The organism is Sphingobacterium sp. SGL-16 (assembly GCF_011043515.1).
Lineage (GTDB): Bacteria > Bacteroidota > Bacteroidia > Sphingobacteriales > Sphingobacteriaceae > Sphingobacterium > Sphingobacterium litopenaei.
In genome coordinates, this window is sequence record NZ_JAAKGQ010000050.1 from 1 (window position 1) to 26734 (window position 26734).

At 36.0% G+C, this 26734-nt stretch carries 18 protein-coding genes, 1 pseudogene and 1 riboswitch; of the genes and pseudogenes, 9 read left to right on the forward strand and 10 right to left on the reverse strand.

Going from position 1 to position 26734, the window contains the following annotated elements:
- The first annotated feature begins 41 nt into the window (after window positions 1–41).
- Window positions 42–1364, forward strand: coding sequence for a DNA recombination protein RmuC (rmuC, locus tag G5B32_RS13930; protein ID WP_165292128.1), 1323 nt, complete (start codon window positions 42–44; stop codon window positions 1362–1364).
- Window positions 1365–2221: 857 nt separating this feature from the next.
- Here the strand turns inward: rmuC and ggt are convergent.
- Window positions 2222–3916, reverse strand: coding sequence for a gamma-glutamyltransferase (gene ggt / locus G5B32_RS13935; protein WP_165292129.1), 1695 nt, complete (start codon window positions 3914–3916; stop codon window positions 2222–2224).
- A gap of 272 nt (window positions 3917–4188) precedes the next feature.
- Between ggt and G5B32_RS13940 the strand changes: the two are divergent.
- Window positions 4189–5339 (forward strand): annotated as a pseudogene (locus G5B32_RS13940) (IS110 family transposase).
- 285 nt (window positions 5340–5624) lie between these two features.
- Here G5B32_RS13940 and G5B32_RS13945 read toward each other — a convergent pair.
- The 4 genes from G5B32_RS13945 to G5B32_RS13960 all read right to left on the reverse strand — a co-directional run bounded on the left by G5B32_RS13945 (window position 5625) and on the right by G5B32_RS13960 (window position 11866).
- Window positions 5625–8405 (reverse strand): TonB-dependent receptor domain-containing protein, encoded by a 2781-nt coding sequence (locus G5B32_RS13945; RefSeq protein ID WP_165292130.1) that lies wholly within the window; start codon window positions 8403–8405, stop codon window positions 5625–5627.
- A gap of 130 nt (window positions 8406–8535) precedes the next feature.
- Window positions 8536–8862 carry a nucleotide pyrophosphohydrolase gene (locus tag G5B32_RS13950; RefSeq protein ID WP_165292131.1) on the reverse strand — a complete coding sequence of 109 codons (327 nt, stop codon included), beginning with the start codon at window positions 8860–8862 and terminating at the stop codon, window positions 8536–8538.
- A 6-nt stretch (window positions 8863–8868) separates the two neighbouring features.
- Entirely contained in the window at window positions 8869–9327 is a 459-nt protein-coding gene (dtd, locus tag G5B32_RS13955; protein WP_165292132.1) for a D-aminoacyl-tRNA deacylase, read from the reverse strand.
- An 82-nt stretch (window positions 9328–9409) separates the two neighbouring features.
- Entirely contained in the window at window positions 9410–11866 is a 2457-nt protein-coding gene (locus G5B32_RS13960) for a TonB-dependent receptor (RefSeq protein WP_165292133.1), read from the reverse strand.
- Between the two features lie 56 nt (window positions 11867–11922).
- Window positions 11923–12054, reverse strand: a riboswitch (TPP riboswitch).
- 127 nt (window positions 12055–12181) lie between these two features.
- Here G5B32_RS13960 and G5B32_RS13965 point away from each other — a divergent pair.
- The 4 genes from G5B32_RS13965 to G5B32_RS13980 are packed head-to-tail and all read left to right on the forward strand — an operon-like array spanning window position 12182 to window position 15739.
- Window positions 12182–13351: an amidohydrolase family protein gene (locus G5B32_RS13965; RefSeq protein ID WP_165292134.1), complete on the forward strand. Its 1170-nt coding sequence runs from the start codon at window positions 12182–12184 to the stop codon at window positions 13349–13351.
- Window positions 13352–13369: 18 nt separating this feature from the next.
- On the forward strand, window positions 13370–13651 hold the full coding sequence (locus tag G5B32_RS13970; RefSeq protein ID WP_165292135.1) for an acylphosphatase: 282 nt from the start codon (window positions 13370–13372) through the stop codon (window positions 13649–13651).
- A gap of 10 nt (window positions 13652–13661) precedes the next feature.
- Window positions 13662–15170, forward strand: a complete 1509-nt coding sequence (locus G5B32_RS13975) for a lipopolysaccharide biosynthesis protein (RefSeq protein WP_165292136.1) — start codon at window positions 13662–13664, stop codon at window positions 15168–15170.
- Between the two features lie 32 nt (window positions 15171–15202).
- Window positions 15203–15739 (forward strand): hypothetical protein, encoded by a 537-nt coding sequence (locus G5B32_RS13980; protein ID WP_165292137.1) that lies wholly within the window; start codon window positions 15203–15205, stop codon window positions 15737–15739.
- A gap of 20 nt (window positions 15740–15759) precedes the next feature.
- Here the strand turns inward: G5B32_RS13980 and dusB are convergent, their stop codons facing one another.
- Window positions 15760–16755: a tRNA dihydrouridine synthase DusB gene (gene dusB, locus G5B32_RS13985; protein ID WP_165292138.1), complete on the reverse strand. Its 996-nt coding sequence runs from the start codon at window positions 16753–16755 to the stop codon at window positions 15760–15762.
- Between the two features lie 124 nt (window positions 16756–16879).
- Here dusB and G5B32_RS13990 point away from each other — a divergent pair, with 124 nt between their 5' ends.
- Window positions 16880–17566 (forward strand): hypothetical protein, encoded by a 687-nt coding sequence (locus G5B32_RS13990; protein ID WP_165292139.1) that lies wholly within the window; start codon window positions 16880–16882, stop codon window positions 17564–17566.
- Between the two features lie 37 nt (window positions 17567–17603).
- Here G5B32_RS13990 and trpC read toward each other — a convergent pair whose 3' ends face one another.
- The 4 genes from trpC to trmD form a co-directional block, all read right to left on the reverse strand.
- Window positions 17604–18386, reverse strand: coding sequence for an indole-3-glycerol phosphate synthase TrpC (gene trpC, locus G5B32_RS13995; RefSeq protein WP_165292140.1), 783 nt, complete (start codon window positions 18384–18386; stop codon window positions 17604–17606).
- A gap of 3 nt (window positions 18387–18389) precedes the next feature.
- Entirely contained in the window at window positions 18390–18962 is a 573-nt protein-coding gene (locus G5B32_RS14000) for an anthranilate synthase component II (protein WP_165292144.1), read from the reverse strand.
- A 167-nt stretch (window positions 18963–19129) separates the two neighbouring features.
- Complete coding sequence (locus tag G5B32_RS14005; protein WP_165292141.1) at window positions 19130–20533, reverse strand: anthranilate synthase component I family protein; 1404 nt, start codon at window positions 20531–20533, stop codon at window positions 19130–19132.
- 249 nt (window positions 20534–20782) lie between these two features.
- Entirely contained in the window at window positions 20783–21460 is a 678-nt protein-coding gene (trmD, locus tag G5B32_RS14010; RefSeq protein WP_165292142.1) for a tRNA (guanosine(37)-N1)-methyltransferase TrmD, read from the reverse strand.
- Window positions 21461–21902: 442 nt separating this feature from the next.
- On the opposite strand from trmD, the gene G5B32_RS14015 reads away from it, so the two are divergent.
- The gene (locus G5B32_RS14015) at window positions 21903–25145 is read left to right on the forward strand and encodes a SusC/RagA family TonB-linked outer membrane protein (protein ID WP_165292143.1); all 3243 of its coding nucleotides are present in this window, start codon (window positions 21903–21905) and stop codon (window positions 25143–25145) included.
- Between the two features lie 5 nt (window positions 25146–25150).
- Window positions 25151–26677 carry a RagB/SusD family nutrient uptake outer membrane protein gene (locus tag G5B32_RS14020; RefSeq protein WP_190301213.1) on the forward strand — a complete coding sequence of 509 codons (1527 nt, stop codon included), beginning with the start codon at window positions 25151–25153 and terminating at the stop codon, window positions 26675–26677.
- Window positions 26678–26734: the final 57 nt, after the last annotated feature.

Below are 26734 nucleotides of genomic sequence, written 5' to 3' on the forward strand. Positions count from 1 at the left end.
AGGTGGTCTTTACAGACCATTTTTTGTTTTAATAAGATTTTATGGAAATTATTTTAGGCGCATTAATCGTCATATTGTTATTCATTTGCATTTATCTTGCTGTGCAAAAAGCTAAGGCTGTTTCTAAGGCAGAATTTGATAAATTATGTCAGTACAAGCAGGATTTGGAAATTGAATATGCTAAGGTAAAGCAATTTGCAGAGCTTCAAGCGCAGGAGAAAGAAGATTTAAAGAAAGCTTTAGAGAAAGAAAAGAATGAACGCAATGCTTTAGAACGAACTTTAGAAGGAACGAATGCTTATCTGCAAGCCCAGCAGGAAAAGTTCGAAGAACAAAAAGATGAGATTCAGCGTACCAAAGTGCAATTCAATAATGAGTTTCAAGTGTTGGCGAATAAGATACTCGAAGAAAAGTCCCAGAAGTTTACAGCTTTAAATCAACAATATTTAGGCGTTATTTTGGATCCATTGAAAGAGAAAATCAAAACTTTTGAAGAAAAAGTGGAGAAATCTTATGCGCAGGAATCTGCCGAGCGTAATGTCTTGAAAGGTGTGGTGGAACAATTGATGCAACAAAGTTTGCAGATTAAAGATGAAGCCAATAATCTGACTCGAGCTTTGAAGGGTGATTCCAAAAAGCAAGGAAACTGGGGTGAGGTCATATTAGAGCGAGTATTAGAGCGTTCCGGATTGTCCAAAGATCAAGAATATCGTTTACAAGCTTCCTTGCAGGATGAATTTGGACGTCGTTTGCAACCCGATGCTATTATTGATCTCCCTGATGATAAACAGTTAGTCGTAGATTCTAAAGTTTCTTTAATTGCTTATGATAATTATATCAATGCGGAGACGGAAGAGGAATTGGCATTGCATTTGAAATTGCACGTTCAATCAATTGAAAATCACGTAAAAGAACTTTCTGCTAAGAATTATCACAGTTTATACGGAATTCATTCTCCAGATTTTGTGCTGCTTTTTATACCAATAGAATCAGCCTTGAGTGTAGCTGTAATGCAGAAGCCAGAATTATTTTCGGATGCTTGGGATAGGAGAGTGGTCATTGTAAGTCCTTCAACATTATTGGCTACTTTGCGTACCATAGCCTCGATGTGGAAACAAGAAAGGCAAAATCGTAATGTCTTAGAAATAGCACGTGAAGCAGGGGCATTATACGATAAATTTGTCGGGTTCTTAACTGATATGCAACAAATTCAAGTTCATCTAAATAAAGCTTCAGAAAAACACGATGAAGCCATGAAAAAACTCTCTACAGGGGCAGGTAATGTTGTACGAAGAGTAGAAAATTTGAAAACTTTAGGGGCTAAAGCCAATAAGCAAATTGACGATAAATATTTAGATACATAATCGAGTAGGAAGATAGGGATTATTTCCCTATCTGTCCTCTCACACCCGGCATACGGATCCGTACCAAGGCAGTTTGTTAGAATAACGTCGTTTGATGTGTTGTTCTCCAGTAATATCCATTAGAGATGACACGATCAACTGCGTGTTTGACATTTCGGATGTGTAATATCTCTTCCAACATAGTATTACTGAAAAAAAAACCTCAGGCATTGTGTCCATTCGTTGCACGACTCAGCTAAGCTCCTCTTACATTTTACTATCAGTTTCCGACCTACCCTCATGCAAGCAGTTCTCTTAAGTGGTTCTGCTTTTAGCACTTCGTCATAAAATTCTTGGTTCCTTTGCCATTCTAACATTCAGACCTTCCCCTGTATAAAGTAGAGAAACAGGGTAATATGTCCTTTGCTGACTTCTGACTAAAGCATACTAGCATTATTATTCTGCTATATGTTTCTTCGCGGGCATTCGCGTATACCTTTGACAGAGTTTAGTCAGATCTCCCCAGGTAAGAACAATAACTTTCACCTCATATATCCGCTACATTTACCATAGTGTTTCCGTACAGTTTAGGGCTTCGCCTTGTGTTGCAATTCCATCTTGTACATACCGATTCCTCTAAAATTACTGTTTGTAAATGAATTGTAGGACTATGGTAAATGTTTTTGACTTGGTTAGAACAAGATGTTAATCTTGTAAGTTCTTCTTTCTTCATATGTAATAGGTAGTGTTTGGTGGCAAAAAAAATTGCAACCGCAAATCTACAAGTAATTTTCGAGTATTAATTTTTGTTTGTAACAAAAAAAACCGAGAATGATTTTATTCATTTCTCGGTTTCAGAAATAATGATAAACTCAGGATTAATACCCCATGGCTGTATCATCTCCACGATGATCGGCACCAGCTTGAAGTTTGCCATTAGGCAATACAATGATATTTTCTACGCGGCCAATGTTACCTCTTTTGTGGATTTTATAGCCATCTTTCTCTAAGCTAATACGTGTATTTTCATCAATAGCTTTAGCTTCCACATCTATGCGATCTGGTTTCCACTGATGGTGGAATCGAGGTGCACTTACTGATTCTTGTGCTGTCATACCAAATTCTAATACATTTAAAATAGTTTGGAATACAGATGTGATAATCGTAGAACCGCCGGGAGTGCCAACTACCATTTTCAATTTACCGTCTTTCTCGATAATTGTCGGTGTCATAGCAGAAAGCATACGCTTTCCTGGTTCTACAGAATTCGCTTTTCCTCCTAATAAACCATACATATTTGGCGTTCCTGGTTTTACAGAAAAATCGTCCATTTCATTGTTTAATAAGAATCCAGCCCCATCTACCCAAACTAAAGAGCCATAAGAACCGTTAATAGTTGTAGTTAACGAAACTGCATTTCCATCTTTATCTACTATGCTATAGTGGGTAGTTTGTTCAGATTCGTAGCCTGGAAACACGCCTGCTTTGATGGTTTCACTTGAAGTAGCTTTCGCGAGAGAAACATTAGCCATTCGGCTACGGTTATATTCAGCAGATGTCAAATGTTCTACAGGAACTTTATAAAAATCAGGATCACCTAAGTGTGTAGCTCTATCTGCATATACACGGCGTTCTGCTTCCACCATGGCACGTACTGTACTGTCGGATTGAAAACCCCATTTTGCCAATGGATATTTCTCAACTGATTGTAATAAAGCTAATAGCGCAATACCACCACTAGAAGGAGGTGGCATAGAAATAATTTTATGTCCTTTGTACTCACCTACGATCGGTTGACGCCAAATGGCTTGGTAGTCTTCAAGATCTTTGTGCGTAATTATACCGTTTCCACGTTTCATTTCTGCCACAATATAATCCGCAGTTTTTCCTTTGTAGAATCCGTCGCGACCATCTTTAGCAATACGTTTCAAGGTTTCTGCTAATTCTTTTTGAACGAAAATATCTCCTTCTTTCCATTCTTCGTTCTTAATAATGGCTGCACCATTAGGATTAAATTTTATAAAATCTGATTTATATTCATTGAATTCACTTGCTTGTCTCTTAGTGATTGCGAATCCTTTTTCAGCTAATTCAATTGCAGGTTGTACTAATTCTTTCCATGATAAGCTTGCATATTTTTTGAAAGCTTCATCCATACCAGCCACTGCTCCTGGTACACCAGTAGCGAGTTGTCCATATAAACTTAAGTCTGTGATAGGATTACCGTCTTTATCTAAATACATATCTTTGAAAGCTGCTGCTGGAGCCTTTTCGCGGAAGTCCAAAGAAGTAATTTCTCCTGTTTTGCTGCGATAAACCATAAAACCTCCACCGCCAAGATTACCTGCATTAGGATATACTACTGCTAAAGCAAATTTCACAGCAATGGCCGCATCTACAGCATTTCCACCTTTTTTTAGGATGTCAACACCAACTTTGGAAGCTAAAGGATGTGCGGTTACAACAGCACCGTTTTGATATTCTGTTTGATTAGTTGAGGTTGGGGATTGTTGAGATGTACGACAGCCAAAACTCAAAAAAGAAATGATAATCAAATAAATGACGTTTTTCATATAAAATTAAAGGTTGCTTGTTTGTGCCTAAAGATACTTATAATCAGAAAAAATAGGTAAATAAATAGTTTCTTCTTTAAAATAAAACATTCATGATATTTCGGGTATCACCAACATCCATGAAAGTTACGGGCTCATAGTCCCAATAGGCTTTCGCCAAAAAGGTATCTTAGTACCAATAAATAATTAAAACTATGGCTGTTAGCTGATTACCCTTTATTCTTGATCGTGGTTGTGGACTAGATGTTCACAAGGACACGGTAGTTGCTACTATTAAAGTTAGCAATTTTGTTACAGAAACAAGGACTTTTTTAACATTCACTGATGATTTATACGAATTAGTTGAATGGTTGCAATCGTATAATATTACAGAGATTGCTATGGAGAGTACCGGCGTTTACTGGCGTCCCGTGTACGCTGTTTTAGAAGACTATTTTCATATATTATTGGTAATGCCCGTCACATTAAAAATGTTCCTGGACAGAAGACGGATAAAAAGGATAGTGAATGGATTTGTAAACTTCTACTTTCAGGATTGTTAAAAGGGAGTTTTATTCCCCAAGAACATATACGTGAGCTCCGGGAACTTTATCGTCATCGTCGCAAACTTATCGGAATGCGAACAGCAGAAAAAAATAGGCTACAGAATGTTTTGGAATCCGCGAATATTAAGCTAGGAAGTGTTGTGAGTGATGTATTTGGAGTAAGTGCCATGCAGATGATTCGCTCCATTGCCCAAGGACAAACAGATCCTCTTTTACTCAGCTGCATGTCTAAAGGCAGTCTAGTAAAAAAACATAATGACCTTTTAAAAGCACTTAAAGGAAAAATAACCAAGCATCATCAGTTTATGTTAACCCTCATACTGCAATCCATTGATTTTATCAACTTACAAATAGCACAAATAGAGGCTCAAATGGACCAGTATAAAAAGATGCTAGAAGAACAGGTGAAGTTATTGGAAAGTATCCCCGGAGTTTCATCACAGGTAGCTCTTGGTATTCTATCGGAGATAGGGACTGATATGGAACAATTCCCTTCACACCAGAATATTTGTTCTTGGGCCGGGGTGTGTCCCGGAAACAATGAGAGTGCGGGTAAAAAGTATTCCAGTAAGATAACAAAAGGTAATAAATATCTCAAGACTACATTAGTGGAAGCTGCATGGGCAGCTTCTCGATCTAAGGCGAATCCCATATTAGCTGTAAAACATCAACAAATAGCTAGCCGTAGAGGGCATAAAAAAGCAACAATAGCAATAGCTCATAAAATACTTATTGCCGCATATCATGTTCTAAGAGATAAGGAAGCTTATCAACTACATCCACAAGATGTAAAAATTATGGAGAACAGAAGATTACGAAAAATAGAAAGATTACAAAAACAATTGAGTACTTTAAAAAATACGTCTTACAAAAATTAAAAGATCGTCCTTTTTTTGGTGGTTAGACTCCCCGGAAATAAAACTGATATCAGACGTTTAAGAACCAACAGTTGATGCCTTAGAGCTCGTAGAAAAAATTATACTCTTGTTTTTTTTAATCATTAAAAACAAAAAATTGTAAACTAAAAAACTATAAAAAAATTTATGAAGATAAAAATGACCTTTGAATAGTTCATTGGTTTGATAAGATATTGCCTATATCTAAAATAGATCTAAGACTTTCAGAAAAAAAGGGGAGATTTTTCTCCCCTTTTGATAGGAGTTTTATAATGTCAATGCTAAGCGAGTGAACGCAAATCGCCCATTAAATCCAAATTGTTGTCCGGTTCGAGAATATAAGAAATATCCAGCACCTTGTAAAGAACTTCCGTCACGAACTTTATCTGGGTAAACATCAAAAAGATTGTTCGCACCAATAGTCCATTTTAAGTTTTTAGTCAACTGATATCCTAAACTTAAATCTGTAACCACCTTACTGCCGAATGTTTGTCTGTCAGCATCTACATTGGTAGCACCTTCTACTTCACCAAAGTATACATTGCGTAAGAATACATTAAACTTATCTACCGTGTAATTGAACGAAAGGTTGATTTTCTGACGAGGAACAGCGGATTCCAAATAGATTCGAGAAGCTTGGTCAAAATAAATACTTTCCTTGCCCGATAATTTTTCTGACGCTTTGATGTCGCCTAAAATATTAGTTTTAACAAATGTTCCTGATAAATCTGTGCGCAATGTGCCTTTTCCTATGTTTTCATTATAGGTAAAAACTACGTCTAAACCTTTTGTTTCCGTATCAATCGCATTGGCAAAGAATCTCGCCGAAGAAGCATTCGCTGTTTGAAGTAACGCATAGATTTCTTTGTCTTGTTCGCTCGCAGCAGCCGCATTTGAACCAGAGAAATTACCCGTGTACACAATGCGGTCATCAATACGAATATAATATCCATCTACAGTGGCTTTTAATTTGCCAAAGTTTCCTGTAAGACCAGCACTATACGAATGTGATGTTTCTTGTTTCAAGGAAGGAATACCTAATAATTGCGCTGGACGACTATCGTTTGTAAAAGTACCAGAGTTAATAATTTGTCCTTCTACGAATAAACTAGATGTGGCATTAAAATATCTTTGGTGCAAAGATGGAGCACGGAATCCCGTACTAGCAGCAGCTCTAAAATTAAAGCGTTCATCTATTTTGTAACGTGTAGCCAATTTCCAATTTAATGTAGAACCAAAATCTGAATAGTTTTCAAAACGTAATGCTCCTGTGACTAAGAAGCTTGGGCTAAAGTTCACCTCTACATCACCATAAGCAGCAACAGATGAACGTGATTCGTTCACCGCATTATCTGGTCTAAATCCTCCAAAGGCTTGTGCTCCTGAAGCATATGGACTACCATTTGCTGCAAATCGTGTTTGCACATTTCCATTGATATTTGGTATCAATATAGCATTTCCATTAGCATCCGTTCCGACCCGTAATGCTTTGCCATAATCAGCATAAGAAGCCTCTTCTCCAGCTACTATTTTATAGTTTTCATAGCGATGCTCTAATCCAAATGCTACGTTAATTCCAGCTAAGCTGTTTTCAAAAAATCTGTTGATATCGAAGTTGGTCGTATTTTGAGCAAAACGGTAGCCTCCATCGTCAAAGCTAGTAGGTGAAGCTTTAAGCAAAGAGGCATTTAAGGTGTTTTCCGTTTTAAAATCTATGGAATTTCTGCCAAAGGAATTAGAGAAATCTGCATTCCATTCGCCAATTTTTCCTTTAATACCCGTAGCAAACGATTGGTCATAATTGTCTGTAACAATTAAGGGAAGAAAACCTAAAGGATAGATTTCGCTTATATTTTGGGTTAGTTGTGCCGGTTGTCTTCTGAAAGCCGCTGACTCACCATTACGATAATTCAAACCACCAAAAGCATATACTTCTGCATGTTCATTTAAAGGAATAACCGAATTGAAGAATAATGCTCCTCCTCTTGTTTGTGCTTGACCAATACGTGAAACGAAATCTCCGCGTGTAAGGCCTCTTTTTGCCAATTCCGCATCTGTGATATTTGCTCCTGTAGGATTTGGATATTCTGTTGGGTTGTTGTAATCGGAAAAGATTACCCCTGTAAATTCTTTTTGTCTGTTTGTCGGTTCACGGAAGTCATAAGAACCTGAGAAGTTAATGTATCCACCTTGATTTCCCAGGGGTAAACCAAAGTTTAAGTTGGCTTGTACAGTCTGACCATCAAATTTATCTTCTGCATTTTTTGATGCATATCCACCATATGTTGCCGATGCACGTAATTCTTGTACATTATCTTCTAATATAATATTGATTACTCCCGCGATCGCGTCCGAACCATACTGCGCGGCAGCACCATCACGAAGAATCTCAATACGTTTAATAGCTGCGGTAGGAATAGCATTTAAGTCTGTACCAACAGAACCTTTACCAAAAGTACCATTGATATTCACGACAGAAGTGGTATGACGACGTTTGCCATTTATTAAAACCAATACTTGATCGGGACCTAAACCTCTTAATGAAGCAGGGTCTATATGATCTGTACCATCTGAAATAACCTGTGTATTGGAATTAAAAGAGGGAGCAACATAATTAAATAGTTGATTTAAAGAGACTTGTGCTACATCTTTTGTTAGATTTTTAATATCGATGACATCTACTGGAGCTGTGGATTCCAGATTCGTGCGCGGTACGGCGCGGCTACCTATTACGACTACTTCATCCAAAGATTTGGATTCAAGATCAAAATCTAACGTGTTATTAATAGCTTCGGATATGTGCTTGGTAAGGGAAGTATATCCAACAAAAGATACCGTAATGGATTGTGATTTATCGGATAATTCAAGGTAATATTCGCCTTGCGCATTTGTAGTCTTGGAAATGCCATCATTTGTTCGAACTGTGGCTCCTGCAATATGTGCGTTATTGCTACGTACATATCCTTTTAGTGTTTTGGTTTGTGCATTAAGATTTGCACTTAGCACGATTAAAAACAAAAATGTGGTGAGTTGGTATATCTGCTTCATTGTTCACGAATTAAAATAGTTAATGATACAAATATATAAAATCTATATACTAACTAGATTATTTTTGATGAATAATTTTTAGTATTAATTATCTTGTTAAATGAATTTCCGAAAATTGATTAATATACGATTACTTTAGCTTTTCGTTATTTTTATGACGTTCAGAATCGCGGTTAGTTTTTTTATCTAAATTCTTTTGCAGCGCTTCCGTTAAATCTACGCCAGTCTGATTCGCGAGACAGATTAAAACGAAAAGCACGTCCGCCATTTCATCAGCTAAATTGACTTCTTTGTCAGACTTTTTGAAAGACTGTTCTCCATACTGACGCGCCATAATGCGAGCAACTTCCCCTACTTCTTCCATAAGCATCGCTGTATTCGTCAATTCATTGAAATAACGAACTCCAGTAGTGGTGATCCATTTGTCTACAATTTCTTGGGCTTCTTTTATCGTCATAATCAATTAAAAATTATCCTTGTCTTTGGTATTCATTATAATCGTTACAGGGCCATCATTGCGTAAATCTATTTTCATATCGGCTCCGAAAATGCCTAATTGAACTTCTTTATTCAGTAACGAAGTCAATAGTTTAGCCATTTCTTCGTACATCGGTTTCGCTTTATCTGGTTTTGCCGCACGGATGAAAGAGGGTCTATTGCCTTTTTTTGTTTGTGCAAAAAGTGTAAATTGAGAAATAAGCAAAATATTCCCGTTGATGTCTTGAATGGATTTATTCATCAATCCATTTTCGTCCGAAAAAATGCGTTGATTGACAATTTTATTGGCTAACCATTCCAAATCGTCATTTTTATCTTCCTCTTCAACACCCAATAAAACTAATAATCCTTGTTCAATAGCTCCTGTAATCTTATCATCTACCGTACAGGATGCATGTGATACTCGTTGAATAACTGCTCGCATGATGTAAAAGTATAAATTTCATCACGCACAAAAAAGCGGTAATCTAACTGATTACCGCCAAAATAAATATTCAGTAAAAAAATTAAAATCTCAAATTGAGCCCTACTAAGAAGTTTGTAGTAGCCTGCGGGTAGTAAAAATTATAATAATCACGGGTGCCTTTGGATTCAACTATCTGTCCCCAGGTATATCCTGAGGTAACATATTTTGAGTTGAAAATATTATTTACAGATATTAATAAGTCTATATTTTTGATTCCAAGAGCCGAAAACGAATATTGTGATTTCAGATTTGTATAGGTGAAAGGATCAATAGAACGTTCTTTAGCCGAACTATTATCTAAATATACTCTTGAAACATATTTTGTCAATAGTGAAATAGACCATTTTTCTGTAGGCAAATACGTGAAATTGTTTGAAAGAATGGTGTTGGCCGCTTTTGCAATTTGCGTGTTCTTATAATAGAATTGTTCTTCTTTCACAAATTCCCATTCATCATCCAGTACAGTGACGTATTCTATGAAGTTTTTAATTTTATTTTCGCTCAAAGCTGCGGTTGCTGACCAAATAAATTTAGGATGAATAGCCCAGCTAGCATCCAATTCCCAACCAATGCGGTAGCTTTTAGGGATATTTACACGAATCTCCCCTCCAGTATCATTCAATTGCCCCGTAGGAATTAATTGATCTTTGTATAACATCGCATAAAAATTTGTTCCCACATTGAAATTTTCATTTCTAAATCGGTATCCAGCCTCTATGTCCTGCATTTTCTCTGGTTTTGGAAATTCATTACGCGGATTTTCTACATAGTCCTTACGAATAGGTTCCTTGCTAGCGTAAGCGTATGATGCGTATATGTTGGAATTTGGATTCAAAAAATAAGTTATACCAAATTTAGGATTGACAAAGTGTAAGTTATCCTTAAAATTGATTGATTTTACCTTGTCGTCATCGCCATTGACACGATAATTTACGTTTCGGTATTGTACATCTAAGTTGAATAGCCAATCATTTAATTTGAGGTCTGTTTTTAAATATGTATTGAAATCTTTTTTCTTAGCATCATTGAAATAATATTTATCATCAAATAGTTGATTTGGATAGATTTCTACAGATTTTACTTCACCATAATGGTCACCCAAATATTCATTATAGGCTCCCCCAAAAGTAAAGTTTAATGCATTAGATGGTTTATAGTTCGCTGAAAAGGTTGTGCCATAGAAATGATTGTCTAACCATTTTTGACGTACTAAATCCGATTTTGCAATAGTGCTCCCACCTTGAACCAAATTTGGAATACCGTATTTGGATAATCTGTCATTTTCTCGGAATTCTTCATAATAACCCGCTCCGCGTGTATAATGCAATGCTGCGTTTAAATTCCATTTTTCATTTGCAATGTAGGTATAGTGTAGGTGAGAATGCGTTTGTGTGTAGTTATCCGTTTGATTGTCATAAGTATAATAATTATAACGTCTATCTGCGTTTAGAAGACGTTCGAATTCGCTACCTGAATATAATCCAAAAGCATTATTGGCATAGTCTTCCAAAGCAGTTCTATCACCAGTCAACAAAGGTTCGGGAGTTCCATACCAAGCTTGGTAGGTTTTTTCCTTTCCAGTGAAAACAGTAGCTTTTAAAATATGTTTATCCGTATACAATCCGCCATCCAAATAAAGCGATTTCAAGTCCGATGTTGCTCGCTCTATATAACCATTAGAACTGATGCGAGACAGTCTGGTGTTAAAGGCAAATTTGTTATTAATCAAGCCTGTTCCTGCTTTGATTGTATTTTTCCAAGACTTGTACGATCCAAAGCTGTTATTTAATTCTGCATAAGGCTTCGTTTCCAAAGCATCCGTTTGGATATTCAACGAAGCACCAAATGCTCCAGCTCCGTTTGTAGAAGTTCCAACACCGCGTTGGATTTGAATACTTTCGGTGCTCGATGCAAAATCTGGAAGATTTATAAAGAAGGAACCCATGCTTTCGGCATCATTTAGCGGAATGCCATTTAAAGTAACATTGATGCGCTGATTGTCTGATCCACGGATCGTCATATTGGTATACCCAATTCCTGCGCCAGCATCCGAACCAATGATAACCCCAGGAGTTTGATCTAATAAATAAGGAATATCTTGTCCCAGATTATTTTTCTTTATTTCCTCTTTGTCTAAATTTTTAAACGTAGTAGCTGAATTTTCTTTTGCGCGTGTAGCATAGACAAAAATAGCATCGGATTGAATGGTAGCTAATTGCAGCTGTACATTATATTCTAATTGATTTGCTAATGTACGAATGCTGAATTCCTTATATCCCAAATGTTTTACATTCAGTAATAAAGAACTTTGATTTTGCATATTGAATTGTACGGTACCGTTATTGTCCGTCTGTTTCGCTGTGTTTCCTAATACGACAGTCGCGTTTTTAAGAGCTGTAGATTTCTCATCTACCACTTTGACGGTAATAATTTGTTGTGCGAAACATACAGTCGCGATGAGGCTCAATGCCCCAGTAGCAATAAATTGCTTAAACATAAAATAATTCTGTTTTTTTGAGTTAAACCTAATTACTGCAAGGGGTTACAGCAACTTCTATTTAACCGCCCATTCCCTACGCTGGCATTATCCAGATCAGGTGTGTTTAATTTATTTTCCTATAAATTAAACCGGGTATAATCTCAGCCTGTCTTTGTGTTGTAAACAAGGCACCCCTATTCGATAAAGCAAATCTACCTTTTTTTTATGGTATTAATAAAAAAATGATATAATTATTACTAAAAAATTGTATCTTTCTCAAAAAATTGGAGAAATCTTATTTTTTAAAATCACACAACACACACATAAAATTAAATGATACAATACTTTTCCGCTGATTATGTTATTCCTGTAACGTCAGATCCTATAAAAAATGGTATAGTAGCTATAGAGGATGGGAAGGTAATAGGTGTCTATAAGGATATAGATACATCTATTAATAAAGCTGATGTTAAATCATTTTCTGGAGTGTTAATTCCAGGATTTGTGAACACGCATTGTCATTTGGAGTTATCTCATTTATTCAACGTTATTCCTGAAAAGACTGGACTAGTGGAATTCATTGGGAAAGTAATGGAAAATAGAGGTAAAGATACAGAAGAGATAATAACCGCAATGCAAAAAGCAGATCAATTCATGTTTGAAAATGGGATTCAAGCAGTGGGTGATCATGCAAATACTGCTATTTCTGCAGAGATAAAAAATACTAGTAAAATTGTTTACCATACTTTTGTTGAGATTATAGGTCTTAAGGAAGAGGAGGTGAATGCAAAGATTGATGAGGCACGAGATATCGAGTTTTATTTTGATTCTACGCATTCTTCAATTACACCTCATGCTCCTTATTCTTGTTCTAAATCATTATTCAAGGCTTTTAAGAAGTCTGTAAGCGAAGACAATATTATTTCTATTCACAATCAAGAGAGTGAAGAGGAGAATAAATTGTTCCGATATAAAACAGGTGATTTCTTGAATTTTTATGAGAAGATAGGGCTAGACTTAAAGGAATTTAAAGCGCAAGCCCGCAATTCGATTCAATCTTATTTGAATTATCTGCCAGCGTCTAATCATACTATTCTAGTACATAATACCTATACTTCTATTAAAGATTTGGATTTTATTACGAGAATGGGGCGAAAAGTAACTTTGTGTCTTTGTCCGAAAGCCAATCTTTACATTGAAAATGTTTTACCGAAGGTTCAATTATTTAATAATCACAAATTTGATATTGCATTAGGTACGGATAGTTTAGCTTCTAATAATACTTTGAGTATTTTGGATGAGCTGAAGACATTGCATCAAGCAAATCGCGAGTTGAATATTCTGGAAACGATTAAATGGGCTACAATTAATGGCGCTAAAGCATTGGGGCTTGAAAAAGAGCTTGGTTCATTAGAAGTAGGAAAGACTCCTGGATTGGTCTTGTTAAAAAATATAACCAATTTAAAAATCACTGACGAGGTTACATTAGAAAGAATTATATAATTGCTTACTTTTGCTTTAATGAAACACATTAATATCAAAGTAAAAGGTAAAGTACAAGGCGTTTATTTTAGAGCAACGACAAAAGCTGTAGCTGACCAATTGGGAGCTAAAGGTTTTGTCGTTAATCTTAATGATGGTTCTGTCTATATAGAAGCTGAAGGGGATAGTTTTACACTAGACTCGTTAGTGGAATTTTGCCATGAAGGACCAGACCGTGCTGAGGTAGAATCATTAGATGTAGAAGAAACTTCTGATATAAAAGGTTTCAAAAATTTCGAAGTTCTAAAGCGTCTTAAATAATTCATCTATTGTGTCGGGCATAAAAAAATTCCTAAGTGATACCGTAATCTACGGATTGACTACTATTATCGCGCGTGTCTTAAATTTTCTACTAACGCCAGTTTTTCTTCGCAAGTTTGAGTCGTCCATCTACGGGATATTCACTAATTTATATTCTTATGCGGCCATGATTAATGCCATCTTGGCATTTGGTATGGAAACGACCTACTTCCGTTATTTGCAGCGTGTAGAAAAAGAAGATAAGGAAAAAGTCTTTAATAATAGTTTTATCGTGACGCTGTTTGCTACTGTAATATTCGTAGCGACAATGTTCATCTTTGCGCAACCTATAGCATCTTTTATAAAATCTGTTGACCTCAATCCTGCTGAATATATCATTTTCGTAAAATTGTTTGCGGTTATTTTAGGTGCCGATGCCTTGGCGGTGGTTCCTTTTGCGCGTTTGCGTGCGGAAGGAAGACCTATCCGATATGGCGCCATTAAGATTGTCAATATTGGTGTATTGGTATTCTGTAATCTATTTTTGTTGTATTGGCTTCCGAGCTTGATAGATAAATATACATTTTGGCAAGAGCTTGCTGAAGGATGGTTTAGAGAAGGTTGGTTAGGTAATGTGTTTATTTCTAATTTGATAGCGAGTGTAGTTACATTAGCCTTGTTGATACCACAAATTGCTAAGTTTTCATTTAAGATTGATGCTGCTTTGATCAAAAGCATGATTAGTTATAGCTTCCCCATACTTATTGCAAACATTTCCTTTATTATTAATGAACATTTGGACAAAATGATGTTTCCAAAACTTGTTCCAACCACTGAGGGAGAACGGGATTTGGGAATCTATGGTGCTGTAGCAAAGATTGCGATTTTCCTTAATCTTTTTGTGACGGCATTTCGATTGGGAGCAGAACCATTTTTCTTTTCTTATGCGAAAAATGAAAATTCCAAGCAGGTGTATGCCAAAATAATGGAATATTTTATCATAGCGATGGTGATAGTAATGATAGGTCTCTGTGCAAATATTTCTTGGCTGAAGGATTTCATTCGAGGAGGGAAATTAGAAAGAGAAGTATATTGGTCTGGTTTACATATTGTGCCAATATTATTGTTTAATAATGTCCTTTTAGGAATTTATATGAATCTTTCTATTTGGTATAGATTATCTGATCAAACGAGATATGGATTATATATTTCAGGAGTTGGAGCGATAATTACAGTAATATTAAATATTGTATTGATTCCAACTTATTCTTATGTAGGGGCAGCATTGTCTACTACACTTACCTATTTTGTAATGGTTACCCTTTCTTACATTCTAGGACAGAAGAATTATGCTATTCCGTACAATGTGATCAAAGCAGTAGGCTACATGTTGATATCTGTTGCCTCGACAGCTTTCATGTACTTTGTGTTGGACAATAATGTTTGGTTGAGCAATTTTCTGTTGGTGTTAGTGTTAGTATTTGTTTTTTATTTAGAAAGAAAATTTATTGTCAATATAACTGGTAAGATTAAAAAATAGTTATATATTAGAGGTTAATATATAATTATTTTATGAAGAGATTTTTACTTTCGATGATGATTCTTTCATCAATTTTTGGCGCCTTTGCCCAAAATCCCGAAGAACTGCCTAATTATAGAAAAAGTGATATTCTAATAGACCCATTCTGGCTTATTGGAGGTTTAGCATTAAATGCTTCTTATGAACGATTGATCTCAGAAGATTCTGGGGTAGGAGCAAATGCTATTTTTGGATTCGGAGATGATCTTGAAGATTTTACGCAGATTTCACCTTTTTATAGAGCTTATTTTGGAAGCAAATACGCTTCTGGGCTCTATGTAGAAGGTTTTGTTCCTATTACAATCAGTAGAGAATATGACAATGTATTCTGGACTGACGAAAGCAACAGAGGTAAAAGTGCAGTGTATACTACAGGTGGATTGGGGTTTGGATTAGGAGGAAAATGGGTTGCAAAGAAAAAGTTTGTTTTTGAATTAAATCTGGGGATAGCCCGAAAATTTATTGGAGATCGTGGGCCCGGAGATGCAGTGACGGGTAAAGGAATGATTGGTGTTGGTTTTGCCTTTTAACAAAATAAAATAGCCGTTTTTTAGACGGCTATTTCTGTAAAATTATATTTAATATCTTCTAAAACTTCTAAGATTTCTTGTTCGTTGGAAAGTCCCACTAATTTTACACGATAATCTTTGAAATTTGGAATGCCTTTGAAATAATTTGCATAGTGTCTGCGCATTTCGAAAATCCCTGTTTTGTTCCCTTTCCACTCGATGGATTTAATAAGGTGTGTTTTACAAACCTCCACACGTTCTGCAATCGTCGGCCCAGGTAATCTTTCTCCTGTGTTGAAGAAATGCTTGATTTCTCTGAAAATCCAAGGATAGCCAATCGCCGCGCGCCCAATCATTATCCCGTCAACTTCAAATTCTTGACGCCAAGCTGCTGCTTTTTCGACAGAATCTACATCGCCATTCCCAAAAATCGGAATTTTAATACGTGGATTGCGTTTCACATCACGAATCATTGTCCAGTCCGCTTGCCCTTTGTACAATTGCGCTCTAGTACGACCGTGAATCGATAGTGCCTTGATACCTACATCTTGCAATCTTTCTGCAACTTCGTATACATTTTTTGTATTATCATCCCAACCCAATCGTGTTTTTACAGTCACTGGCAAATGTGTAGCTTCAACTACCGCTTTGGTCATCGCAACCATTTTGTCGATGTCTTGTAAAAGTGAAGAACCTGCACCTTTACAAACCACTTTTTTTACGGGACAGCCGTAATTAATATCGATCAAATCCGGATTTGCTTTGGTACATATTTCCGTAGATTGACGCATACTTTCGATATCACCGCCGAAAATTTGAATGCCAATAGGTCGTTCATATTCAAAAATATCCAATTTTTGAAGTGATTTTGCAGCATCACGAATTAACCCTTCTGAGGATATAAATTCTGTATACATCAAATCAACACCATTTTGCTTGCACACATAACGAAAGGGAGGATCGCTCACATCTTCCATTGGAGCTAACAACAAAGGAAACTCAACAAGGTCAATATTTTCACCAATTTTTACAGACATGATGCAAAAGTACATATAAATTTATAAAATATTAAAGGCAACAATGTTGCGTTAATATATTATTTATATATTTGCAACATTGTTGCAACAACTTAGTTTAATGTTTATTATCAATTAAAAAATTATGTTAAGAAAAATCACAATCAATTTGTATGCTGTATTATGTGTAATTGGTGTTTTGACATCTTGTGATAACAAAGAAGATTACACTGCTGACCTAGATCTAAGTAGATCTGAATTAATTTTTACACCTGTCTTAGGGGATGATGTGCTTCCCCATGGAGATCATTTTCATGGATTAGATAATGGAATTTTGGGGCAACCCTTGGTCTTGAAATTTGATAAAACTACACCACCTATTAATAACGTAGCTAAAATAAAAGCTGATGTAGCTTACAAAATTGAGCTCAAGACATGGGATAAAGAGGGTAATGAGATCCAAGATAATTTTATAAAAAATAAAGTGACTGCTGATAAGTATAAGGCTTTCTTACAAGGTGGGAATTTTATTCTAAATCAAAATTCTGAAACTGATCAAGGGGCGTTGTTTGTTCCTCGTGAAAAAAAATATGGAGATGGAAATGATGTTGTAGGAAAATATGAAGTAACTGGTGTGTTATCTTATTTTATTCTCGGAAAAGATAATGTGTCAAAAACTCCGAAAAAACTAAAATATGTACTTCGAGAACTGAAAGATGGTGAAAAGTCTAAAATTGAACGAGGAGATTGGAATAGGGACGATTACGAAAAGGCTTTCGTAGGAAAAAATATATTAGAGTTAAATTTCGAACTACAAGTCGAGGATAAATAATTTTTGTTAAAAGGAGAAGTGTATCACTTCTCCTTTATTATAATAAATTGACAAATTCTTTAATAGCTGCGGCTGGATCATGAGTTTTCATAAAATTTTCGCCGATCAAAAAGCTATTAAATCCTTTAGATTTTAAATCTTTTATAGTTTCTGCATCCGAAATTCCGCTTTCTGACACTTTGATATAATTATCAGGGATTTTGTTTACCAAATCATATGAATGATCTAGGGATACAGAAAAATCTTTTAAATTACGGTTGTTGACCCCGATAGCATCTATGGTTGGAAAAATATTTTGAACCAATTCTTCCTCATTGTGTACTTCAAGAAGCACGTTTAAACCTAAAGATTTTGCGTAAGTTGAAAATTCTTCGATCTCTGCAGGAGTAAGACATGCCGCTATCAACAATATGATGTCTGCACCGTAAGCTTTTGCTTCAGCGATTTGGTATCTGTCCACGATAAATTCCTTGCGCAATAACGGAATAGTCAATACCGCTCTTGCTTTTGTCAAATCTTCCAACGAACCTTGAAAGAAATCTGCGTCGGTCAAAACCGAAATAGCTGAAGCTCCTGCATTTTGATAACCTAAAACGACTTCTTCTACAGATGAATGTCCATTTATTAATCCTTTGGAAGGCGAAGCACGCTTATATTCTGCGATTATTCCCGTTCTATCGGCATGCAGTACAGAATCTTTTACGGAATAGCACGTTCTCTCGAATAATGGATAAGTGGTCAATTCTTGTAAAGAAACCTTAGCCTTAGCTGCAGCTACTTCTTGTTTTTTTCTTTCTACGATTGTATCTAAAATAGTCATAGCTTATTTTAACCAGTTAGCAATAAGTAATTTACCGTTGTCAGTCAGCACAGATTCTGGATGGAATTGCATCCCACGTACATCATATTCTTTATGCGCTAAGGCCATAATAATTCCGTTGTCGTCCACTGCAGTCACGTGTAGTGAATCCGGCAAGGTATTCGGGTCTACAGCCCAAGAGTGATAACGTCCTATTTTAGAATCTTTAGGAAAGTTTTTAAACAGCTTTTCTGATTTATCAGTGACTTTAATCGATGTAGCTACCCCATGCAAAGGTTTTGGAAGATTGAATAACGTTCCACCGAAAACTTCCGCAATAGCTTGTTGCCCAAGACAAATCCCTAAAATACTCTTAGTAGGTGCGTATCTACGGATAACTTCCATCAAGAATCCAGCCTCTTCGGGAATACCAGGGCCTGGAGACAATAATATTTTGTCAAATTGTTCTACATAATCCAGTTCAAACTTATCATTACGAACCACGACGTATTCGTACTTCAGTTCTTGTAAAAGGTGAACAAGATTATATGTAAATGAATCATAGTTGTCTATGACCAATATTTTATTTGCTTTCATCTTATCTGAAACTACTTCATTCTTTAAAATCGAATCGATTTTTTCAAATGTTTCTGCTTTTTTGACGTATTGTTTTTTTAATTCTTCCAATTCGTTGATGCGCTCTTCTATAGTCGCAATCGAATCATTGAAATGTTTTTTGTCGGTACAATATTCTAACGGACGTATCATATAATTTGCGCTAAATCTAAAGCTCTGCGTAATGCTGCTATTTTATTATTTACTTCTTGAAGTTCTTTTTCTGGGTCAGATTCCAATACAATTCCTGCACCTGCTTGATAATGCAATACATTCTTTTTACTCAAGAACGAGCGAATCATAATAGCGTGGTTAAAATCGCCATTGAAGCCCATATATCCCAAAGCTCCTGAATAGAATGAACGTTGTAAGCCTTCGTATCTATCGATAAGTGTCAGGGCCATATGTTTAGGTGCGCCAGAAAGTGTTCCAGCAGGATAAGTATCACCCACCACATCAAAAGGATTGGCATTTTCTTTTAATTTCCCAGATACTTTTGATACCAAATGGATAATATGCGAATAATACTGTGCTTCTTTGTAGGATTTTACTTCTACACTATGACAATGTCTACTCAAATCATTTCTGGCCAAATCAACTAACATGACGTGTTCAGCGGACTCCTTAGGGTCATTTTTTAATGACTCTGCAATTTTTTCGTCTTCTTCCAAATTACCCGTGCGTTTGAATGTACCGGCAATAGGATAGATGGTAGCTTCTCCTTTTTTGATGGTGATTTGTGCTTCTGGTGAAGAACCAAATAATTTGAAATCTCCGTAATCGAAATAAAATAGATAAGGAGACGGGTTAATGGAACGAAGGGCGCGGTAAACATTAAATTCGTCACCTGCGAAAGGCGTAGAAAAACCTCTTGAAGGTACAATTTGGAATACATCTCCACGCTGGATATGTACTTTCATTTTTTCGACTAATGCTTTGAATTCATCATCAGTCATATTCGAAGATTCACTTCCTTTTACCTCAAAAGAATATTCTGGGAAGTTTTTGTTTTGAATCAAATATTCCAAACGTGTTAAGTCTGATTCTTCATTTTCCAAAAGATTCTCGAAAATGTACAATTGGTTTCGGAAATGGTCTATGGCAATTACATATTTGTAGATATGATATTGCATGAAAGGAATATGGCGAGCTTCATTTGTGGTGGCAGTCAACTTGATGTCTTCAAAATGTTCCACAGCGTTAAATGTAAAATAGCCAAAAAGACCATTTGAAATCACATTAACTTCAGGCAATTCTATACTGTCAAAAGCTTGTCTGAATGTCGACACTTCTTCTCGAAGATTGATATCAGCAGTCTTTTTGATTTGTTTAGCTTGATTTGGATACGAAATAGTTAACTCTTCTTCATTTAAAGTTATGCCGCCAATTTGCTGACAACAGATATAGCTAATGTTGTTGTCACGACTATGGTATTCTGAACTCTCTAATAAAAGACTATTAGGAAACGTATCCCTTAATCTCAAATAAATACTTACTGGCGTGGTCGTGTCAGCGAGTATTTTTTTATAATTAGTTTTAAATGAGTATCTCATATTTTTTAAAATGTTGTCAATAATAATAAAAAAGCCCGATGTATTTACATCGGGCTTAAATGGTTTTGGTTGATTTAATAAAAATGTTATATCTTAGAATACCAATAAGTCAATTACCCGATGCTTTTCGCTTCAGGCCACCACCACAATTGATATATAAAATTCGTTTGCATTAATAGTACAAATATTGTAATTATTTTTATACAATCAAATATTATTTAATAAAAAAATAAAAAATCATCAAAAAGATTAATCATTTAATAAGTCCGGTCTTCTTTCTTTTGTGCGTAATAATTGCTGTTCATCACGCCATTCGTTAATTTTTGCTTCATTGCCACTCAGCAAAATATCTGGAACACGATGTCCTCGCCACTCTGCAGGACGCGTATATATAGGTGCATCCAATAAACCGTCTTGAAAAGAATCCGATAATGCTGACGTCTCGTCGGATAATACGCCGGGAATTAAACGTATCACGGCGTCCACTACAATAGCTGCAGGAAGTTCTCCTCCTGACAAAACGTAATCGCCTATAGATATTTCTTTTGTAACAAAGACGTCGCGAATGCGCTGATCAATACCTTTGTAATGACCGCAAAGTATGATAATATTCTCTTTGGTGGAAAGATCATTTGCGATACCTTGATTTAATGTAACACCGTCTGGCGTCATGTAAATAATATCATCGTAGTCACGTTCGCTTTTCAGCTTCTCAATACAAAGAGCAAAGGGTTCGATTTGCATCACCATGCCCGATCCACCACCATAAGGATAATCATCTACAGATTTGTGCTTATTAAAAGTATAGTCACGCAGATTGTGGACATGAATTTCTGCTAATCCTTTTTTCTGTGCGCGCTGAAGAATGGAATGCGCAAAAGGACTTTCTAATAAGGATGGTAAAACCGTAATGATATCAAATCTCATGGTACAAAGATAGAAAAGATTGTAATGTTATGTGGATGTCATTAAAAATGGATTTTAATAATACGACATACAAATGTGAAAATTTTGTTTAAAATATGATGTTCCAAATATTATTCTGTTTATTGTTTGTTTTATCGAATCAATGTTAATAATAGGATTGTTTGAATAATTTTTAGTTAGTGTACACTTTTTGTTGAGGATTGCTAAGCAAAATGTTTTTTTGTTAAAAAACTTGCAATAACAACTTCAATACTATAGATTTGCCTTCCGTTTGTTAAAAAATGTTAAACAAACGTTATATCTACTAACGAAATTATTTATTCTGAATTAATGAAGAGCATAAATATGCAATTCATTAATAGATAGTCGTCTACCGTCTATTTTCCTTTCTGGGTTGCATGTGCAATTAATATGTAAAATTTTTAAAACAATTAATAAACACATGAAACAAAAGTTACTCAGTACTATGTTTGCGCTGGCTTGCCTTGCAAGTTCGACGTATGCGCAAGATCGTCAAGTGAGTGGTAAAGTAACATCTAAGGATGGGGCACCAGTGAGTGGTGTATCTATTTCTGTAGTAGGTACTACTTTCGCAACACAAACTGACGCTTCAGGTAGTTTTACCTTATCAGCGGCTCCGGGAGCTACTATCGTAGCTTCATCAATCGGTTACACAACTCAGCGTGTTATTCTTGGAAATTCTACAGTTGTTTCTATCATTTTAGAATCTGAAGATACAGCTTTAGAAGAAGTGGTAGTTGTTGGTTACGGTAGCACTACGAAAGAAGCTTTCACAGGTTCTGCAAAAAGAATTGACGCAGCGAATATTGAAAAGAAAAATGTTTCAAATATTTCACAAGCCTTAACTGGTGAGGTTGCTGGTTTGCAAGTAACTACTTCATCGGGTCAGCCTGGTACTTCATCTACTATCCGTGTTCGTGGTTTTGGTTCTGTTAACGGTAGTAGAGATCCTCTTTACGTTGTTGATGGAGTTCCTTACTCAGGAAATTTAACTTCTATCAACAATGCCGATATCGCAAACGTAACAGTATTGAAAGATGCGGCTGCAACAGCTATCTACGGTTCACGTGGTGCCAATGGTGTTATCATCGTGACTACTAAAACAGGTCGTGGTAAAGATTCTTTCATTGAAGCTGATGTCAACTACGGTGTAAACATGTCTTTATTGCCACGTTATGATGTTATTAAATCACCAGAAGAATATGTAGCATTAGGCTGGGAAGGTTTATATAACTACGCTCGTCTTTTGACTTCAGGAGGTAAACCAACATATACTACAGAAGCGCAATATATCAATTACGCTAATCAAATGTTGTTTAGATCAAGTGGTGTAGGTTTGAGACCAGCTAACAATATTTGGGAAACTTCTGACGTTTCGCAAATGATCGATCCAGAGACACGTACTTTCAATTCTAATATTAAAAGAAGTTGGAATCCAGAAAACTGGGAAGATTATGCATTCCAAAATTCTAATCGTCTAGATGCAAACGTGAAATTTGGTGGTTCTACAGAAAAATCTGATTACTTCACATCATTTGGTTATTTGAATGATAAAGGTTATTCAGTAAACTCAGATTTCGAGCGTTTCTCAGGTCGTTTGAATTTGAACCAAAAAATTACGCCTTGGTTGAATGCTGGCGTTAACTTAAACTACGCACGTACACAACGTAATAATAATGGTCAATCTTCAGATTCAGGATCTATCTTCTGGTTTGTAGACAACATGCCATCTATCTACCCATTATTCAAACGTACTTCTACAGGTGAGATGATTGCGGATGATATTTTTGGTGGTTACCAATATGACTATGGTGATAGCAATGGTCGTCGTTTTGGTTCATTGACAAATGCGATTTCAGATGCTACATATGACATTAACCGTCATAATAGAAATGAATTATCGGGCCGTGGTTACTTAAACTTCAATATCATTAAAGGGTTGACTTTCGAAAACACTTTAGGTATGGAGTACTATAATAACGTATATACAGATAGAGGTAATAAATTCTATGGTTCTGCAGCTTCTCAAGGTGGTAGCTTATACCGTCAAACTACAGAGTTGAAAAACTTGAACTTGTTGAATTTATTACGTTATAAAACATCATTTGGTGGTGGTCACAACTTAGAAGCATTGGTTGCTCACGAGGTTACTGATTATGTATCAAGTGTTCAAACGGTATCAGGTTACAACTTGGTAGATAACGATATCTTAGAGTTCAACAACGTTGCCGTTTCTGATCCAGTTAAATCATACAAAAATGATTATACATTAGAATCGTTCTTTGGTCAAGTAAACTATGATTTCTCTCGTAAATATTACTTGTCAGGTACAGTACGTCGTGACGGTTCTTCTCGTTTCTTGAATGACAAATGGGGAACTTTCGGATCTATCGGTGCTGGTTGGATTGTGTCTAACGAAGATTTCTTCGCGAATAACTCAACTATTCCTTATTTGAAATTAAAAGCTTCTTACGGATTGTTGGGTGACCAAGCTGGTGTAGGTTACTACTCAGGATATGATTTGTACGATGTACAAAATGTAAATGACCAAGCTGCTACAATCTTCGAAACTAAAGGTAACCCAGATTTAACTTGGGAAACTTCAAAAATGTTCCAAGTTGGTGCTGAATTCGATTTAGGTAAATATGTATCTGCTTCAGTTGAATATTATGTGAAAAATACTTCAGACTTAATTTTCAACAAACGTTTTGGTACATCTACAGGTTTTGCTTTGATTAAAGTAAACGAAGGTAACTTAAGAAACCAAGGTTTAGAATTTGATGTAACAGGTCATGTTTGGAAATCAGATAAAGGCTATTTTAATGTGAGCGTAAATGGTGAAACATTCACAAATAAAATCACTAAAATGCCTACTGACCCAACTACAAATCTTCCAAAAGACATCGATGTTCAGTCTCCATATGCATGGGCTAAAGACAGATCTATCTTTGATTACTATATGCGTGACTTCGCTGGTGTAGATCCTTTGGATGGTGCTAGTACTTGGAAAGTATTCTATACGGATAATAATGGTAATGGTCAGTTTGATGCAGGTGAGCAAATTGCTTCATTGTCTCAGTTTGATAATGTAAATAACCTTGAAATTAAAGAAGGTGTTACAAAAACTTATGCTCAAGCTACTCAATACTATATCGGTAAAACATCTTTACCAAAATTAAGAGGTGCTTTCAACTTAAGTGCAGGATATGCAAACTTTGATTTAGCGGCTCAATTTGTTTACCGTATTGGTGGTTACGCTTATGACTATGCTTATGCAGGTTTAATGGGTAATGGATATGTAGGTTCAAACAACTGGCATACGGATATGTTTAACAGATGGCAAAAAGAAGGAGACATCACTGATGTACCACGTATCTCTAACAACTCAAGTGCAGATCCAAGTGTAACTTCTTTGTCATCACGTTTCTTGACTAAAGCTAACTACTTTGGATTGAACAACGTGCGTTTAGGATACACATTCACACAAGCATTTGTTAAGAATGCAGGTATGAGCAACTTGAATGTCTGGGTATCTGGTGATAACTTATTCATGGCTACAGCTCGCAAAGGATTCAACCCAGCAGCATCTGAAAATGGTAATACAAGTACTTATTCGTACTCTCCACTTTCTACGATTTCAGTTGGTTTACGCGCTAAATTTTAATCACAATGGCAAAAAATAAATTTATATATATGGCATTGGCTGCTGCTACAATTTCGTTCAGCAGCTGTGAAAAGGATTTTTTGGAAAAAACTCCTACAGAAAAATTAACTCCACAGCAAACTAGTACGGAGTCATTGATCAAGGGTATGTATGCTCAAATGTACCAAACAGGTACTGGTGGTACTACTGGTCACGATGACTTTGGTCAAAAAGGTTATGATATTTACATGGACTTGTTGTCTGGTGATATGGCTTTGGAAGGTGTTAACTACGGTTGGTACGAAAACTTAGCTAACTTAACAGCTCCAGTAAATTTCACAGCTAACCCTAACTATACGCCTTGGAGATATTATTATGCGTTGATTTTCTCAGCAAATAGTATTATCGACAAATTTGAAGGTGTGGCACCGACAGCTAAAAGTGATCAATACGCTTTTGCTCAAGCTAAAGCTACTCGTGCAAACGCTTATTTTTATTTGTTGAACTTATATTCACCAGAATTATACGGTACAGGTTCTGAGAAAGTTATTCCTTTATTGACATCAACTTCACAAGTTAACCAACCGAAAGCAACTGCTAAAGAGATCTTTGATTTGATTACTTCGGATTTAACTGAAGCCGTTGAATTATTAAATGGATTCTCGAGATCTACTAAAGGCGAAATCAACCAAGCTGTAGCTAAAGGTATGTTAGCCTATGCTTATGCGGCTCGTGGTACTCAAGAAGACTGGCAAAAAGTTGCTGACTTGACAAATCAAGTTATTACTTCAGGAGCTTATCCATTGACTACTTATTCTCAAGCTGCAGGTGTGTTGAGTATTGAGAAACCATCAGGTTCAGAAGGTTACTGGGAATGGGATTACAAAGTTTCTAACTCGGATGCAGGTTTCAATAATATTGAGACAGCAAGCTGGATGTGGGGTGCTGATATACAAGTGTCTACAGGTCTGGATTTAGTGTCATGGTGGGGACAAATGGACTTGTTTACGTACAGTTACACTTGGGCTGGTGACCCTAAAGGAATTGATGCAGACTTATACGATGCTATCCGTCCTAATGACGTACGTAAAACGCAATTCTATGCAGAAGCGGACTATTTACCTCTAGGTAAATTCTTCGCGCCAGATTTAATCATTGGCGGACAACGTACTATTACTACGGATTATATCTATATGCGTGTTGATGAATTGTATCTATTGAATGCAGAAGCGAATGCACATTTAGGTCAAGAAGCTAAAGCTATAGCTTCATTGAAAGCTTTACTAGCGCAACGTTTCAAAAATGCTGCTGACTATGCATACATCAATACCTTGTCAGGTAAACAATTGTTAGATGAAATTTACTTACAAACTCGTATCGAGTTATGGGGTGAAGGTAAATCATACTTAGCAATGAAACGTAATAAGGCTACTGTTACTCGTGGAGCAAATCACTTGTTCTTCGAAGGTGAGCCTTACAAATACAATGCTGATGAATTAACTTTAGATATTCCACAAGCCGAAATCATCAACAACCCTAATTTGAATAAATAGATAGAAATATAAATTTATTTAATACTTAATAAGCCCATGAGTTATTTACTCATGGGC